Source organism: Bradyrhizobium aeschynomenes, from assembly GCF_013178945.1.
GTDB classification, from domain to species: Bacteria; Pseudomonadota; Alphaproteobacteria; order Rhizobiales; family Xanthobacteraceae; genus Bradyrhizobium; species Bradyrhizobium aeschynomenes.
Genome location: NZ_JABFDM010000008.1, coordinates 47,122 through 63,041, shown reverse-complemented (window position 1 = coordinate 63,041; position 15,920 = coordinate 47,122). Strand labels below are relative to the sequence as shown.

The window sequence follows — 15,920 nt, the reverse complement described above, 5'->3', positions numbered from 1 at the left end:
CAAGCCGGTCGCGCGGCGTCAGTGCCGCAGGCCGGATCGTGTCCAGGCGACGATTCGTTGCGAGTCCATCGCACCCGAGATCCGCGCCAGCTCCTGTCCCTTCTGCAGCAGCAGCAGGGTGGGAATTCCGGAGATGCCGAACTTCGCCGAGACGTCCGGCGCCTCGTCGGAGTTCAGCTTCAGAAGCTGCACGCGCGGCTCCAACTCTTGGGCAGCGCGCGCAAACATCGGCGCCATTGCGCGGCAGGGTCCGCACCACGGCGCCCAGACGTCGACCAGCAGCGGCAGATCGCTATACGCAACGTGGCGTTCGAACGCAGCCTGGTCGACCTCGATCGGGTGACCCGAGAACAGCGGCGCGTGGCATTTGCCGCATTTGCCCTGGGTCGGCGCCCGGCCCGCGGGCAGACGGTTGATCTGCCCGCACTGGCCGCACACCAGCTGAAAGGTCTCGCTCATGTACCCGTCCTGACTTCCTTGATCTTTGCGATGTTGAGCCGGTCGAGCAGGAATTTCTCGTAGAACGGCTCAGGCGTGCCGCGCCTCATCTTGCGCAGGAAATACTTCTCGAAGGCGACCTTGGCGTAATGCACCCACTCGCCCTTCGACGACCAGTTGACGTTGCGCGGCGGAATCTGCGGCTGAGCCAGGAAGGCGACGCCGGAATCGCCGAAGTCCGCAAGGCAGATCGCATTCCAGGTCGGCTGCGTCTTGGGCTCCTGCCCGCGCAGCAGCGCGCCGATGTTCATGGCAGTCGCGGTGACCATCGACTCGATCATGAAGCCGGTCTTGGGCACGCCGACCGGCACCGGCGTCGGCCCGATCGGCGGAATGGCGACGCAGACGCCGATGGCGAAGACGTTGGGATAGGCCGGGTTGCGCTGATGCTTGTCGACGACGACGAAGCCGCGCGGGTTGGTCAGCTTGTCGATGCCTCTGACGGCGCCGACGCCGCGAAACGCCGGCAGCATCATCGAATACGCGAACGGCAGCTCATGCGTCTTACGCACCGAGCCGTCGTCCGCCACCTCCTCCACGAACATGCGGCCGTCCTCGACCTTGGTGACGCGCGCGCTGGTGATCCACTTGACGTGCTTCTCGCGCATCTCGCTTTCGAGCAACCCCTTGGTGTCGCCGACGCCGTCGAGGCCGAGATGGCCGATGTAGGGCTCGGAGGTCACGAAGGTCATCGGCACCTGGTCGCGCATCTTGCGCCGCCGCAGTTCGGTCTCGAGAATGAAGAGAAATTCGTAGGCCGGTCCGAAGCACGAGGCGCCCTGCACCGCGCCGACGATGACCGGCCCCGGCTTCTCGGCCAGCTTGTCGAACGCCGCCTTGGCATGCGCGGCGTGATCGACGTGGCACACCGACTGGGTATGGCCGTCCGGGCCGAGACCTGGAATCTCGTCGAAGGCGAGCTCGGGCCCGGTGGCGACGACGAGATAGTCGTAGGCCACCATGGTGCCGTCCGTCAGCTCGACCTGGTTGTCGTCCGGATGCACCCGCTTGGCGCCCTGGGTCAGCAGGCGGATGCCCTTGCGCTGCATGACGTCGACGAGGTCGATCTCGATGTCGTCCCGCTTGCGCCAGCCCACGGCAACCCATGGGTTGGAGGGCACGAAATGATACGAGGACCCCTGTGAGATGACGGTCACACGATCCTCCTTTCGCATCTGGGGCAGCAATTCATAAGCCATCAGGGAGCCGCTCAGCCCCGCTCCGATCACGACAACGTCCGCCATTTGGGTCCTCCATCGCCTTGCTTCGTTCTTGTTTCGCTCGAGCCGCAACCTCCCGGGCCGGCCTTGACTATATATTCGAATATCTGTATATACGCAACTATGAAATTTGATGCTGACATCATGGAAGTGGCGGCCGACCAGGCCAGTGACCTCCTGAAGGCGCTGTCGAACCGGCACCGGCTCCTGATCATCTGCCAGCTGGTCGACAACGAACGGTCGGTCGGCGAGCTGGCGGCATTCCTCGGCCTGCGCGACTCGACCGTCTCGCAGCACCTCGCGCTGCTGCGCAAGGATGGTCTGGTGACCGCCCGACGCGACGGGCAGACGATCTACTACTCGATCACCAGCGAGCCGGCGCGCGAGGTCCTGAAGACGCTCTATCAGGTGTATTGCGCAACACCGCCGCCGAAACCTGCCCCGAGACTATGACCATCCACCGCCCACGACTTGAGCAGCATCAAGTGGGAACCCGCATTCCGGTGGGATGTCTGCTGCCGCTTCAGCGGACATTTCGCCTGACCAGCCGATTTGACTCAAAACAGACAGGATGAGGCCGATGCGCAGATTATCGCTCCTGAGCTTGACGGCCGCGATGGCCTGCCAGATGAGCTGGCAGGCGGCGCCGGCCCTGGCGCAGACGCTCACCGTGGCGCCGCGCCAGGTCGCGGATGAGAAGGCAGTATTCGCGACGGTGGAAAGCGTCAGCGTCGTCCCGGCGCGCGGTCGCATCGGCGGCACGGTCGCGCAGCTTTCCGTGCGCGAGGGCGATCCGGTCAAACGTGGCCAGCCGATCGCCCTGATCGGCGACGAGAAGCTGGCCCTGCAGGTCAAATCGCTCGACGCCCAGATCGAGGCGCTGCAGGCGCAGGCCAATCAGGCGCAGATCGATTTCACCCGCACCGAGGGTCTCGTCGAACGCGGCACCCTGCCCCGGATCAAGCTCGACGAGACGCGCACCGCGCTCAACGTCGCCGAGAACGGGCTGCGGGCCAAGACCGCCGAGCGGGCCGTGGTCAATCAGCAGATGAGCGAGGGCCAGGTGCTGGCCCCCGATGATGGTCGCGTGCTGAAGAAGCTCGTGACGGTGGGCTCGGTCGTTCTGCCCGGCGACCCCGTCGTCACCGTGGCGCAACAGAACTTCAAGCTGCGGCTGCGCGTGCCCGAGCGCCATGCGCTGTTTCTGAAGGCCGGCGACAAGATCCGCATGGACGGCGCCGAGTTCGGCGAGAGCGGCGACAAATGGGGCGTGATCGACCTCGTCTATCCGCAGATCGAGGAAGGCCGCGTGGTCGCCGATGCGATCGTCCCAGGCCTCGGCCAGTACTTCGTCGGCGACCGGCTGCGCGTTTGGATCTCCGGGGGCCAGCGCGAGGCCTATGTCATCCCCGCCCGCTACGTGACCACCCGCTTCGGCATCGACTACGTCCAGCTGCAGCAGGGAACGCAGAAGGTGAGCGTTCCGGTGCAACGCGGCCGCGCGCTGCCGAGCGCCGAGCTCCCCGACGGACTTGAAATCCTGTCCGGCCTGCGCGCCGGCGACCAATTGGTGCAGCCGTGAAACTTGGACTCTCAGGCAAGCTGACCCAGGCGACGATCGCCTCGCCGCTGACGCCGCTGTTCCTGCTCGCCTCGCTCGTCGTCGGCCTCATCGCCGTGGTCGTGATTCCGCGCGAGGAGGAGCCGCAGATCAGCGTGCCCATGGTCGACATTCGCGTCAACGCCGACGGACTGCGTGCGCCTGACGGCGTCGAGCTCGTCACCAAGCCGCTGGAGACGATCGTCAAGGCGATCGACGGCGTCGAGCACGTCTACAGCCAGACCGAGGACGACCGCGTCATGGTCACCGCGCGGTTCCTGGTCGGCACCAAGTTCGAGGACGCGATCCTGCGCGTCCATGAGAAGCTCCGCGCCAATCTCGACCGCATTCCCGTCGGCATCCCCGAGCCGCTGATCGTCGGCCGCGGCATCAACGATGTCGCCGTGACCGTTCTGACCTTGTCGCCGAAGCCGGAAGCTGCCGAACGCTGGTCCGACAAGGACCTCTACGAGCTCGCCGACAAGCTGCGGGCCGAGCTGACCAAGGTCGACAATATCGGCCTGACCTACATCTCCGGCGGCGGCGCCCAGCAGATCCGCGTCGAGCCCAGTCCCGAGAAGCTGTCGCTGTTCGGCGTGACCTTGCAGCAGCTCGTCGCCAAGGTGAAGGATGCGAACCGTTCCTTCCTCGCCGGCGACGTCCGCGACGGCGGCATCGTCCGCAACGTGACTGCCGGCCAGACGTTGACGGGCATCCCGGATATCGGCTTGCTGCTGATTTCGACGCGCGACGGTCGTCCCGTCTATGTGCGCGATGTCGCGACCGTCGTCATCGGCCCCAATCTCGCCGAGCATCGCGTCTGGGACGACGCGCGTAACGACAAGGGCGACTGGCACCGCGTGCCCGCGGTGAGCCTTGCGCTCGCAAAGCGCGCCGGCGCCAACGCGGTCGTGGTGTCGCACGACATCGCGCAGCGGCTCGAGGGGCTCAAGACCAGCCTCATTCCGAGCGATGTGGCGGTCACGGTGACGCGTGACTATGGTGAGACCGCCAACGAAAAGGCCAATGAGCTCTTGTTCCATCTCGGCCTCGCGACGATCTCGATCGTCGTGTTGATCGCGATCGCGATCGGCTGGCGCGAGGCGCTCGTGACGTTCGTGGTCATTCCGACCACGATCCTGTTGACGATGTTCGCCGCCAACCTGATGGGCTACACGATCAATCGCGTCAGCTTGTTTGCGCTGATCTTCTCGATCGGCATCCTGGTCGACGACGCCATCGTCGTGGTTGAGAACATCGCCCGCCATTGGGGCATGCGTGACGGCCGTCCGCGCCTGCAAGCGACCATCGAGGCGGTGGCCGAGGTCGGCAACCCGACGGTCGTCGCCACCCTGACCGTGGTCGCCGCCCTGCTCCCGATGCTGTTCGTCTCGGGGCTGATGGGCCCCTACATGGCGCCGATCCCGGCCAACGCCTCGGCGGCGATGCTGTTCTCGTTCTTCGTCGCCATGGTCGTTGCGCCCTGGCTGATGCTACGCCTCGCACCGAAGCAGACCGCCGCCGCGGCCGGCGCGCATCACGATCCAAACCACGATGCGCATGGCGAGGGCCGGCTCGGCCGGATCTATCGCAGCGTGGCGCGTCCGATCGTCGCCAGCAAGCGCTCCGCCTGGATCTTCCTGCTGGGCGTCGGCATCGCCACCTTGCTGTCGATGACGCTGTTCGCAACCAAGTCCGTGACCGTCAAGCTGCTGCCGTTCGACAACAAGTCGGAGATCGCGGTGATGGTCGATCTGCCGGAAGGCGCGAGCCTTGAGGATACCGAGCGGACGCTGTTCGCGGCCGCTGACATCGCGCATCAATTGCCGGAGATCACGAGCGTGCAGAGCTATGCCGGCACGGCGGCACCGTTCAACTTCAACGGTCTCGTCCGGCACTATTACCTGCGCGAACGGCCTGAGCTCGGCGAGCTCCAGGTCAATCTGGCCGCGCGCGGCGACCGCAAGCGCGCGAGCCACGACATCGCGCTCGACCTGCGGCAGCGGCTGAAGGCGGTCTCGGTGCCATCGGGCACCAGCATCAAGGTCGTCGAGGTGCCGCCCGGCCCGCCGGTGTTGGCGACCTTGCTCGCCGAGATCTACGGCCCGGATGCTGCGACCAGGCGGGCCGTCACCACCGAGCTGAAGAAGGTGTTCGCCGACGTCCCGTTCATCGTCGACATCGACGACTCCATTGGCCAGCGCCGGCCGCGGCTGCGGCTGTCGATCGACCAGGACAGTCTGGAATTCTTCGGTGTCGAGCAGCGCGACGTCTACGACACCATCCAGACCTTGTTCGGCGGTGTCTCCGTCGGCTACTCGCATCGCGGCGAGGACCGCAATCCGATCGAGATCGCGGTGAAGCTGCCGAAGCGCACCAAGAGCTGGAGCCAGGCTCTGGCCTCGACGCCGGTGCCGGCCAACACTCTGCCCGGCAGCAAGACCGTCGTAGAGCTCGGCCAGGTCGTGAAGGCGACGATGGAAGAGGGATCGCCGATGATCTTCCGCCGCGACGGCCGCTTTGCCGACATGGTGATGGCCGAGCTCGCCGGCCGCTTCGAGGCGCCGCTGTATGGCATGCTCGCGGTCGCCGACCGGATCGACGCGCATGACTGGGGCAAGCTGCCGAAACCGGTGATCGGCTTCCATGGCCAGCCTAAGGACGAGTCGCGCCCGACCTTGCTATGGGATGGCGAATGGGAGATCACCTATGTGACCTTCCGCGACATGGGTGCGGCGTTCGGCGCAGCCATCCTCGGCATCTACGTGCTGGTGGTGGCGCAATTCAAGAGCTTCCGGCTGCCGCTGGTGATCCTGACGCCGATCCCGCTCACCCTGATCGGCATCCTGCTCGGCCACTGGCTGCTCGGTGCGCCGTTCACCGCGACCTCCATGATTGGCTTCATCGCGCTCGCCGGCATCATCGTGCGCAACTCGATCCTGCTGGTCGACTTCATCCGGCACAGCGGCGGCGAGGGCAAGACCCTGCGCGACGTCGTGCTGGAGGCCGGTGCCGTGCGCTTCAAGCCGATCCTGCTGACGGCGCTGGCGGCCATGATCGGCGCGGCGACGATCCTGCTCGATCCGATCTTCCAGGGCCTGGCGATCTCGCTGCTGTTCGGCCTCGCCTCCTCCACCCTGCTCACCGTGCTCGTCATCCCCGCGATCTACATCGCGCTGCGCGAGCCCGGAAAACCCACCACGAAGATGTCCTAGGAGATGATGATGACCAAGCTGTACAGCGAGATCTGCAAGGATCTGTCCGGCAATCTGAAGACCTTGCGCAAGGACATCCCCGACGTGATGCAGGGCTTCTCCGCGCTGGCGCGGGCGGCCGGCGCGGACGGCGCGCTCGACAAGAAGACCAAGGAGCTGATTGCGCTGGCGATCGGCGTCGCCGTCCGCTGCGATGGCTGCATCGGCTTTCATGCGGAGGCGCTGGTCCGCCTCGGCGCGACACGCCAGGAGGTCGAGGAGACGCTTGGCATGGCCATCTACATGGGCGGCGGGCCGTCGCTGATGTACGCGGCCGATGCGATCGCCGCCTTCGAGCAATTCCAGCAGCAGGCGGCCGCCGCCTGAGCCGCGGTCAGCCACAGATGTCGAGAATGGCGAGCATGTAGATCCGGATCATGTCGAGATAGTCGGGAATGTCGACGCGCTCGTCCGGCATCGTGTTGTAGCGACCACCCGGCCCGCAGACGATGCCTTCCATGCCGCCTGAGGCATAGAGATGGCCGGCGTCGGTGCCATAGAAGCAGCTCGGCGCAACCGGCCCGGTCGGCTGCGTCTCGCCGCGCACGAATCGATAGGCGTCGTTGACGGCGCGAACGATCGGACTGTCCGGCGCAACTTCGAATGACGGCATGGTCGGGACGCCGGCGCGGTCCTCCGACATCAGATGCGCCTTGAGGCCGGGAAACCGCGCCTCCAACGCATCGAGTTCGCGCCGCATGTCAGCCAGGGCGCCCTGCTCCGTCTGGCCGGGCGCGTAGCGGCCGGAGCCCTTGATGCGGACGAAATCCGCCACCTGCGGCGTCCGCCACTCGTGCAGCTCGCGGCCGAGCGCGCCATGGACGACGCCGACATGCACCCGGTTGATCGCCTCATGCGCCGGCGACCGAGTGCCGGAGAACTTCATCGCGTTGAGGCGCGGGATGAGATCGCAGGCGGCGCTGATGGCATCAACCGCCTCCTCGCGCTTGGACAGGTGGCGGGTATTGCCGACGAGCTCGATGATGAACATGAATGCTGCCGCGTGCATGGTCATCGCCTTGAGATCGGTCGGCTCGGAATTGATGAAATAGTCCGCGCGCAACCCCTGCTCGATCAGGGAGTAAGTGCCGACGCCGCCCTGCAGCTCGCCCACAACGTAGGTGAGGATCACATCGCCTCTGAGCTTCACGCCGGCCTCGATCAGTGTCTTGACCGCGCAGAAGTAAGCGGCGTCGCCCGCCTTCATGTTGGAAACGCCGATGCCATAGATGAACTCGTCATCGACCTTCCCCGCCCAGGGATCGACGGTCCAGCCCTCCGTCACCGGGTTGGTATCGACGTGACCGTTGAACAGCAGGCTCTTGCCGCCACCCGTACCCTTCCAACGCCCGACGGCATTCACACGCCCCTCGTCGCCGAACGCCGCGACGGCGGCATCCAGCCCGATCTCGCGCATGCGCTCGGCCATGAAATTCGCGAGCTGCTTCTCTCCTTCCGTCTTCGAATAGCTCTTGTGCTGCACCATGCGTGACAGCAGCGCGAGCGCTGAGGGAACGTCGATGCGGGCGAGCAGGTCGTCGCGGTCCATGGGTTGCAATCCTTGCGGTCAGCTGACCGGCACGGGCGAAGCCGCCATCAGCTCGCTTGTATAGGGGTGAACGTCCTCTGCGCCGAAGGCATCGACGGCACGGCTGTCGACCAGCTGGCCCTGGCGCATCACGACGATCCGATGGGCGATCTGCCGGATCAGATTGAGATCGTGGGTGATGAACAGATAAGCCGCGCCGGTCTCGGCGCGGAGCCTCAGCAGAAGCGCGATGATCTGGGCCTGCACGGAGACGTCGAGCGGCGCGGTGATCTCGTCGCAGATGACGAGCCGCGGGCGCGCCGCGAAGGCGCGCGCGATCGCGACGCGCTGCTTCTCGCCGCCCGACAATTGGTGCGGCCAGCGCGTCGCATAGGACGCCGGCAGCCGGACCTGCTCCAGCAGCCGCGGCACCGAAGCGACGTCGCCGCCATAGAGCTTCAGCGGCCGCGACAGGATCTCACCGATGCGATGACGCGGATTGAGCGAGGAATCCGGGTGCTGAAACACGATCTGCACATCGCGGCGATAGGCCGGGCTCATGTCGCCGGCCCCATGCAATGTTCGGCCATCGAAGCGTATCGCACCATCAAAGCGCGCGAGCCCGGTCAGCGCACGCGCAACCGACGATTTGCCCGAGCCGGACTCGCCGACCAGGCCCACAATCTCGCCGGCGCGGATGTCGATGTCGACGGCCTTGGTCGCCGGCGGCGGTGCTGCGTGGAACAGCCCCGCCCTCCCGTAATGGACGTCAATGCCCCGCGCCTCGAGCAGCACGGCCTCACCGGGTCTGTCGTGCACGAGCCGCCGCTCCGGCCGCGGCACCGCCGCGATCAGGGACCTCGTGTAGTCGTGCTGCGGACGACGAAAGATCTCGAACGCCTTCGCCTGCTCGACCACCCGGCCGTGCCGGATCACTGCGACGCGATCCGCGACGCGGGTCATCATCCCCAGGTCATGGGAGATGTAGAGCGCTGCCACACCCGTCTCGGCGCGCAGGCGGGCAAAGAGCTCGATGATCCTTGCTCCGGTGATGACGTCGAGTGCCGTCGTCGGCTCGTCGAACAGGATCACATCAGGCCGGCAGCCGAACGCGGTGGCGATGATCACGCGCTGCTTCTCGCCGCCGGAGATCTCGTGCGGATAGCGCCGCAAGATGGCGGCCGGATTGCGCAGATCGACATGGCCGAGCAACTCGACCGCGAGATCCCTGGCGGCCCGCGCATTCAGTTCGCGGTGGCGCATCAGGGCCTCGGTGATCTGGCGACCGATGGTCAACGTCGGATTCAGCGCCGTCGACGGATCCTGGAACACCATGCCGATACGTCGGCCTCGCAAGGTGCTCAGCTGCTTCGGACCGAGCGCCTGCAGGTCGACGTCACCGAGCCGCAGCGCGCCCGACACCTCGCGCGCATTGGCCGGCAGATGCCGCATCAGCGCCCAGGCCAGCGAGCTCTTGCCCGAGCCGGATTCACCCACGAGGCCGAGCACCTCGCCTGGCGCAATCTCCAGCGAGATGTCACGCAGCACCGCCACGGCGCCGGCCGCGGTCGCATAGTCCAAACCGTAGTTGGTGATCGTGAGTGCGGCCGTCATCGATCGTCCCGGGGATTGAGAGCGTCGCGCAGGGCATCACCGACGAGATTGAACGCAATGGCCGACAGCGCGATCGCAGCCGACGGCGCGATCAGGATCCACGGTGCGCGGTGCATGTATTGCCGGGCATCGGCGACCATCAAGCCCCATTCCGACGCGGGTGGCTGCGCGCCGAGGCCGAGAAAGCTGAGGGTCGCGAACAGCATCACCGCGAAGGAGACGCGGATCGTCGCCTCGATCACGATCGGCCCCATCACGTTGGGAAGCATCTCGCGGAGGATGATCTGCGCGGCGCCCTCCCCGCGCGCGACCGCGGCCTTGACAAAATCCTGGTTCCGCACGGCGAGCGCGACCGAGCGCGTCACCCGTGCCATGCCCGGCGCAAAGGCGATGGCAATCGCGACGACGGCATTGCCCGCGCCGTTACCGAGCGTGCTGACCAGCAGCAAGGCCATCAGGAGACCGGGAATGGCCATGACCGCATCGTTGGTCCGCATGATGAGTTCGTCGGTCTTGCCGCCCAGATAGGCGGATGCGACGCCGATGACGGCGCCCATCGCGCTGCCCGCCAAGGTCGCTGTAAGCGCCATCGGGACTGTCGCACGCGCCCCGGACAACAGGCGGCTGAGCACGTCGCGGCCGAACTGGTCGGCGCCGAACAGGTTCTGCCAGCCCGGCGCGCGGAAACGGCCGAGGAAGTCCATCTTCTCCGGTCCGTATGGTGCCAGCCACGGTCCGAGGAGGCAGATGGCTCCGAGCACGACCAGCAGAACGATGCCGATCGCGCCTTGCGGCTTGCGGATCATCCTGCCGAGCAGCTCAGTCATAGCGGATCCGCCGATCGAGCAGCGCGTAGACGACGTCCGCGAGCGTGTTGGTGATCGCGTAGGTCACCGCCATGATCATCGCGCCGGCCTGGATCGACGGCAGATCGCGGGTGGTGATGGCGATCATCAGCGCGCGACCGATGCCGGGAATGGCGAAGATTTCCTCGATCACGATGATGCCGCCGAGCAGATAGCCGACGTCGAGCGCGACGATGGTGATGACCGGCAGCAGCGCGTTGCGCATCACGTGACGGACCAGCACCGTTCGCTCCGGCAGCCCCTTCAGCCGCGCCGCGCGGACGTAGTCCGATTGCAGCACGTCCAGCGTCTCCGAGCGCATCATGCGCATGACGTGCGCGATGAGGATGACCGAAACGGTCAGGATCGGCAACGCCAGGTGACGCAATGCGAGGCCGGAATCCTCCAGCGGCGAAACGTAGCCGGTTGCGGGCAGCCACGGCAGGATGTCGGTGAGCAGCAGCGCCAGCGCCGTTGCGGTGACGAACTCCGGCAGGGACACGCCGAGATAGGCAATGATGCTCGTCATGGTATCCGCCGCCCTGCCCTGGCGCAGCGCGGCGAAGATCCCCAGCGGGACCGCGATCACGAGGGTCACGACGAGCGCACTGGCGGCGAGCAGCAGCGAGCGCGACAGCGCCGTCAGCATCTCCGGCGCGACCGGCAGGCCGGTGCGCATGGAGACGCCGAAATTGCCGGTCGCGGCGCGTGTCACCCAGTGCGCGAATTGCAGCCAGACCGGATCGTCCAGCCCGAGACGGGTGCGCACGGCGGCCAGAGCCTCCGGCGAGGCATTCTCGCCGAGGAGAGTCTGCGCTGCATCGGCCGGCAGCGCCTGCGTGATGGCGAACACCAGCACGCTGACGATGACGACGGTGTAGACCATCAGGAGCAGCCGCCGCAGCAGCCAGGCTAACGACACCGATCCGATCCCGTCTCAGGCGCGCTTGGGCGCGCCAGGGCCGAGCGAGACGAGATCGAGCCGGAACACCGATCCGCGCGGATGCAAGGTGTAACCCTCGACATAGGCGCGCTGGGCCGCCAGGATGTCGAAGAACACTGGGATCACCGACGGTACCTCCTCATTCATCATCGCCTGGGCCCGCGCGTAGAGCGCGGCGCGGTTGGCATCGTCGGTCTCGCTGCGCGCGGCATTGACGACCTCGTCGAAGCGCGCATTGTTCCAGCGCGTTTCGTTCCAGGCGGCATCCGAGGTGTAGAGCAGCTTGAAGATGGCATCCGCTGTGGGCTGCATGTTGTAGAAGCCGACGTAGAAATTGCCCTTCTTCCAGACCTGGTCGAGATAGGTCGCGTGCGGCATCGTCTGCACGTTGATGCGGAAGCCTGCGGGCGCCGCCATTTCCCGGATCGCGACGCCGAGCTGCGTGCGGGTGTCCGGCTTGTCGGAGGCGACCATCGTCAGATCGATGCCGGAAGGATAGCCCGCCTCGGCCAGCAGCTGCTTCGCCCTGGCGATATCCGGCCTCTTCAGCTTGCTGTCGCTGTAGAAGCGGTAGGCCGGGCTGAGCGGCGTGTCGTTGCCGGGCGTGCCGTAGCCGCCGGCGACGAAGCCCGCCATGGCCTCACGATCGATGGTCAGCGCCAACGCCTGGCGCACGCGGACGTCGTTGAACGGCTTCTGGTCGCAGCCCATGTTGACGTTGAGGAACTGGCCCGACGGAATCCGCAGCGCCTTGATGCCGGTGGCCTTGCCCAGTCGCTCATACTCGCCGGGTGTGGTCGAGAGCATCAGGTCGATATCCCCCGAGATCAGCGCGGAGGCTTCGGCGGTGCGATCGGGATAGACCAGGATCTCAACGCGATCGAGCGCGGGCCGCGCCGGATCGTAATAGGCCGGATTGCGCTCGACCACGATCTTGCGGTCCGGCTCGTAGGACACGAGCTTGAACGGCCCCGAACCATTGGCCTTGGTGGCGAGACTGCCGAGATCGGCGGCGATCACCTTCGCCGGGACGATGCGCGCATTGGTGTAGGCGAGCGCAACCGGGAAATCGGCGAAGGCGACCGTCAGCGTGAACCTCACGGTCGTGGCATCGATCGCTGCAACGTCCTTGATCGGGCCGACATTCGTGCGCGCAGGCGAGGCGGTCTTCGGATCGAGGATCGCCTTGAAGGTCGCGACGACGTCCTCGGCCGTCAGCGGCGAACCGTCATGAAAACTGACGTTCGGACGCAACTTGAACGTCCACTCCGTCAGCCCGGCGCCGGCTTCCCACGACAGCGCGAGATCGGGCTCCACCGCCATGTCCGGCTTCAACCGGGTGAGGTTGGAATAGAGCAGCTCGGTGACGAGATATTCCGGATTGACGCGCGCGAGCAGCGGATGAATGACCGCCGCGCCCTGATCGACCGAGATCCGCAGCACGCCGCCACGCTTCGGCGCCTCGGCAGCCAGCGAGACACGCGGCAAGGCAAGCGCGACTGCGGTGCCGGCGAGAAAATGGCGACGGGTGACGGACGGCATCAGGCGAAGTCCTTCTTGAGCGTCATGGCTTCGGGAGAGAGTTCGGGACAGAACTCGGCTGAAAGATAAGCAAGCAACGATTTCGCCAATGCGACGATATCGGTCAGGGTCGTCGATTCGCCCGGCGCATGGATACAGCTGTCGGGCTTGCCGAGTCCGGTGAGCAGCACCTCTTGAAGTCCGGTGGCCTGCTGCACCCAGCCGAAATCGGAGCAGCCGGAAGCGCCCCAGCGTGCGAAGTCATCAGGCGCATAGCCGAATCCGAGCGACAGCGCCTGCTGCCAGCGCGGCCAATGCGGTCCGCCGGGATCGGAGGTCGGCGCCAGATGTCCGCTGAGGATGATCTCGACGTCGAGGGAGCCCGCGGCCTGCTTGATCGCCGTTTCGATCTCGCTGCGCGCGCCAATGAAATCCTCCTCCGGCGCATAGCGGCGGCACAGCAGAAGCTCGACCAGCGACGGGATCTGTCCGCCGCATTGGCCGCCGTGAATGGCGGAAATGTCGAGACTCGCCGCGAGCGGCCCGCTCGCCTGCGGCGCCGGCGGCAGTGCCGACGTGCGCTGGGCAATCACCGGCTTCAAGGCAGCGACTGCATTGAGGATCGGCAGCGCCGCTTCGATCGCGTTGACGCCGGCGCTGCGCTGCTCGCCCGCATGCGCCGGCTTGCCATGAACGCGCACCGTGAGCGTGAACAGACCGAAGCAGCCGGCCCAGATCCGCGGCATTGCGCTGCCGTTGAAGTTGAGGATGTGCCCTTCGAGACGACCCTGCTCGGCCAGATAGCGCACGCCGGGATAAAGCCCCGCTTCTTCGTCGGTGCACAACAGCAGCATCGGATCATAAGCAAGCGACAGGCCGGTCTGCTGTGCGGCGCGCAGTGCCAGCAGCGCCGCTGCGATCGATCCCTTCATGTCGGCCGCACCGAGGCCGACGAGACGATCACCCTCGCACGTCAGTTGCAGCGGATCGGTGGTCCAGCCGGGAGCAGCGGGCACGGTATCGACATGAAAATAGAGACCGAGAACGGGCCTGCCGGAGCGGCGGCGCGCGATCAGATTGGTGCGTCGCCCGCACGCGCCGGGTGCTCGCCACAGCTCCTCCGGAACGATGATGCGCTCGCACTCCAGCGCGAGCGGCGCGGCGATCTGATGCATCAGGTCGGCAAAGTCATCGTAGCTGCGCCGGGCGGAAAGCTGGTGTCGACCGCCACCATCCTCTGCAGATCATGGACGGCGGTCGCGGACAGCCGGTCGATCGCCGCCAAGCCGTGAGCCAGGTTGACCCCGCCCCGATCCGCCTTGTCCTGAGAAATCATTTGCCGCAAGCCAAATCCTATATTCTATATAGAAATAGAATTCACGACGCGGCATTTGTCAATTCCATGAAGAAGGCAGCTGTGGCCAGCAAAGCGGCAGACGGAGTGGGTGCAGGGAGCGGCGCCCTGCCCGTGCCGCTATACGAGCACGTCAAGCGGCAGATCGCGGAGGCGATCCTGATCGGCGAGCTTGCGCCCGGCACGGTGCTGCCCGGCGAGGTCGCACTCGCCCATCAGTATGGCGTCGCGGTCGGCACCATTCGCCGCGCACTGGCCGACCTCACCGCCGGCGGCATGCTGATGCGCAGGCGCAAGACAGGGACTGTCGTCACAGGTCGAGCGTCACAGCATGGTCTCAGCTTCTTCTTTCAGTATTTCCGCCTGTTGGGGGCGGATGGCAGCCTGTTGCACTCGGAGGCGGATGTGCTGTCGGTGACGACACGGGCCGCCGAGCCCGCCGAAGCCGCGCTGTTCGCGGCCGCCGAAGCTGAGCCGCTGCTGCACCTTCATCGCGTCCGCCGCGTCGCAGGCGCGCCTGTGCTGCATTCGCGCATCTCGATGGTCGCAAGCCGCGTGCCTGAATTCCCGCGCGAGACGACGAAGGTCCCCGCCCTGATCTATCGCCATTTGCTCGAGACCTACGGCATCCGGATCGCCGCCGTGCGTGAAAAGGTCACCGCGGAGGTCGCAACCAAGGAGGACCGCAAGCTTCTCAACCTGTCCGCGCCAAGCGCGGTACTGGTCATCAACGAGGAGGCCTACGACCAGACCGGGGCGCTGGCGATCCTTAGCCAACACCGCGCCACGACGGCCGGCCACTACTACTCGAACGAGATTCGCTGAGACCCGGCGCTGACGATGAACCGCGCGCCGCGCCGGTCTTCAGCGCGGCATCAGCGCCACACCGCAGGCGACGCGGTCCTGATCGACAACGAACCGGCCCGACAGGCGGGCGACCGCTGCCGGCCATCCCGTTTTGAGAACGCGCGCCGCGAAGGTGCCCGACGCCCATTCGATCCCGAGCTCGACGTCCTGGAAATCGAGGAAGCCCCGCGTGATCGGATACTGACACTTATAGTATGCTTCCTTGGCGCTGAAGATCAGGATCGGAAGCACCGGCCGAATTGCCCAGGGCTGCGCAGCGATCCATTGCCGCTCCGCCGGCGTAAGCACCAGGTCCTGCAAGCTCGCGTCCAGCTCGCGCACATCCTCCACGTCCAGGCCAAGAGACGTCACGTCGCGGCGCCGTGCCACGACGACGGCGCAGTAGTTGGCGCAGTGGGAAATGCTCCCCGTGAAGCCAGATGGCCAGACCGGCGCCCGATCGGGTCCCGGGACGAGCGGGCCCGGTGGCACGCCGAATGCTGCAAGCGACCGTCGCGCCAAAATCCTGGCTGTGGCGAACTCTGCCCTCCGTTTGGGCACTGCGGCCTGGATGAAGGCACGCTCCTCGGGAAACAGCTCACCATCCGCAGTCGAAAGCGCGGAAGTCTCGACGCCGACAGGGCCGGAAAACAGATCTGCTATCGCCGTCATCAACAACTCTGCATGCGGAAAGCCT

At 66.2% G+C, this 15,920-nt stretch carries 13 protein-coding genes and 1 pseudogene; 5 read left to right on the top strand and 9 right to left on the bottom strand.

Going from position 1 to position 15,920, the window contains the following annotated elements; all coding sequences use genetic code 11:
- Positions 1-18: 18 nt before the first annotated feature.
- Together trxC and HL666_RS22700 are read right to left on the bottom strand one after the other, a co-directional pair.
- Positions 19-459 (bottom strand): thioredoxin TrxC, encoded by a 441-nt coding sequence (gene trxC / locus HL666_RS22705; protein ID WP_172183739.1) that lies wholly within the window; start codon positions 457-459, stop codon positions 19-21.
- Positions 456-1,742, bottom strand: a complete 1,287-nt coding sequence (locus HL666_RS22700; protein WP_172115240.1) for an NAD(P)/FAD-dependent oxidoreductase — start codon at positions 1,740-1,742, stop codon at positions 456-458. The genes trxC and HL666_RS22700 overlap by 4 nt, the downstream gene beginning before the upstream one ends.
- Positions 1,743-1,862: 120 nt before the next feature.
- On the opposite strand from HL666_RS22700, the gene HL666_RS22695 reads away from it, so the two are divergent.
- The 4 genes from HL666_RS22695 (at position 1,863) to HL666_RS22680 (ending at position 6,899) form a co-directional block, all read left to right on the top strand.
- Entirely contained in the window at positions 1,863-2,171 is a 309-nt protein-coding gene (locus HL666_RS22695) for an ArsR/SmtB family transcription factor (RefSeq protein ID WP_172115238.1), read from the top strand.
- Positions 2,172-2,298: 127 nt separating this feature from the next.
- Entirely contained in the window at positions 2,299-3,300 is a 1,002-nt protein-coding gene (locus HL666_RS22690) for an efflux RND transporter periplasmic adaptor subunit (protein ID WP_172183737.1), read from the top strand.
- Entirely contained in the window at positions 3,297-6,533 is a 3,237-nt protein-coding gene (locus HL666_RS22685) for an efflux RND transporter permease subunit (RefSeq protein ID WP_172115237.1), read from the top strand. Before HL666_RS22690 ends, HL666_RS22685 begins: the two co-directional genes overlap by 4 nt.
- Before the next feature lie 9 nt (positions 6,534-6,542).
- Complete coding sequence (locus HL666_RS22680; protein ID WP_172115235.1) at positions 6,543-6,899, top strand: carboxymuconolactone decarboxylase family protein; 357 nt, start codon at positions 6,543-6,545, stop codon at positions 6,897-6,899.
- Positions 6,900-6,906: 7 nt separating this feature from the next.
- Here the strand turns inward: HL666_RS22680 and HL666_RS22675 are convergent, their stop codons facing one another.
- The 6 genes and pseudogenes from HL666_RS22675 to HL666_RS22650 form a co-directional block, all read right to left on the bottom strand.
- The gene (locus tag HL666_RS22675; RefSeq protein WP_172115233.1) at positions 6,907-8,121 is read right to left on the bottom strand and encodes a M20 family metallopeptidase; all 1,215 of its coding nucleotides are present in this window, start codon (positions 8,119-8,121) and stop codon (positions 6,907-6,909) included.
- 18 nt (positions 8,122-8,139) lie between these two features.
- Positions 8,140-9,714, bottom strand: a complete 1,575-nt coding sequence (gene nikE / locus HL666_RS22670; protein ID WP_172115231.1) for a nickel ABC transporter ATP-binding protein NikE — start codon at positions 9,712-9,714, stop codon at positions 8,140-8,142.
- Entirely contained in the window at positions 9,711-10,541 is an 831-nt protein-coding gene (locus tag HL666_RS22665) for an ABC transporter permease (RefSeq protein ID WP_172183735.1), read from the bottom strand. Before HL666_RS22665 ends, nikE begins: the two co-directional genes overlap by 4 nt.
- On the bottom strand, positions 10,534-11,481 hold the full coding sequence (locus tag HL666_RS22660) for an ABC transporter permease (protein ID WP_172183733.1): 948 nt from the start codon (positions 11,479-11,481) through the stop codon (positions 10,534-10,536). The genes HL666_RS22665 and HL666_RS22660 overlap by 8 nt, the downstream gene beginning before the upstream one ends.
- Positions 11,482-11,496: 15 nt before the next feature.
- Entirely contained in the window at positions 11,497-13,044 is a 1,548-nt protein-coding gene (locus HL666_RS22655; protein ID WP_172183731.1) for an ABC transporter substrate-binding protein, read from the bottom strand.
- Positions 13,044-14,359: pseudogene (locus HL666_RS22650) on the bottom strand (M20 family metallopeptidase). Before HL666_RS22650 ends, HL666_RS22655 begins: the two are co-directional and overlap by 1 nt.
- 66 nt (positions 14,360-14,425) lie before the next feature.
- On the opposite strand from HL666_RS22650, the gene HL666_RS22645 reads away from it, so the two are divergent.
- Complete coding sequence (locus HL666_RS22645; protein WP_172183954.1) at positions 14,426-15,202, top strand: GntR family transcriptional regulator; 777 nt, start codon at positions 14,426-14,428, stop codon at positions 15,200-15,202.
- A 39-nt stretch (positions 15,203-15,241) separates the two neighbouring features.
- Here HL666_RS22645 and HL666_RS22640 read toward each other — a convergent pair whose 3' ends face one another.
- A complete protein-coding gene (locus HL666_RS22640) occupies positions 15,242-15,895 on the bottom strand; it encodes a 4'-phosphopantetheinyl transferase family protein (RefSeq protein ID WP_172115254.1) in 654 nt (217 codons plus the stop codon).
- Positions 15,896-15,920: the final 25 nt, after the last annotated feature.

Excerpts from the sequence above, each read along its gene's own strand:
- HL666_RS22675 (WP_172115233.1), bottom strand. The coding sequence starts at position 8,121 with ATGGACCGCGACGACCTGCTCGCCCGCATCGACGTTCCCTCAGCGCTC.
- HL666_RS22680 (WP_172115235.1), top strand. The coding sequence starts at position 6,543 with ATGACCAAGCTGTACAGCGAGATCTGCAAGGATCTGTCCGGCAATCTG.
- HL666_RS22645 (WP_172183954.1), top strand. The coding sequence starts at position 14,426 with ATGAAGAAGGCAGCTGTGGCCAGCAAAGCGGCAGACGGAGTGGGTGCA.
- trxC (WP_172183739.1), bottom strand. The coding sequence starts at position 459 with ATGAGCGAGACCTTTCAGCTGGTGTGCGGCCAGTGCGGGCAGATCAAC.
- HL666_RS22665 (WP_172183735.1), bottom strand. The coding sequence starts at position 10,541 with ATGACTGAGCTGCTCGGCAGGATGATCCGCAAGCCGCAAGGCGCGATC.
- HL666_RS22655 (WP_172183731.1), bottom strand. The coding sequence starts at position 13,044 with ATGCCGTCCGTCACCCGTCGCCATTTTCTCGCCGGCACCGCAGTCGCG.
- nikE (WP_172115231.1), bottom strand. The coding sequence starts at position 9,714 with ATGACGGCCGCACTCACGATCACCAACTACGGTTTGGACTATGCGACC.
- HL666_RS22695 (WP_172115238.1), top strand. The coding sequence starts at position 1,863 with ATGGAAGTGGCGGCCGACCAGGCCAGTGACCTCCTGAAGGCGCTGTCG.
- HL666_RS22690 (WP_172183737.1), top strand. The coding sequence starts at position 2,299 with ATGCGCAGATTATCGCTCCTGAGCTTGACGGCCGCGATGGCCTGCCAG.
- HL666_RS22640 (WP_172115254.1), bottom strand. The coding sequence starts at position 15,895 with ATGACGGCGATAGCAGATCTGTTTTCCGGCCCTGTCGGCGTCGAGACT.
- HL666_RS22700 (WP_172115240.1), bottom strand. The coding sequence starts at position 1,742 with ATGGCGGACGTTGTCGTGATCGGAGCGGGGCTGAGCGGCTCCCTGATG.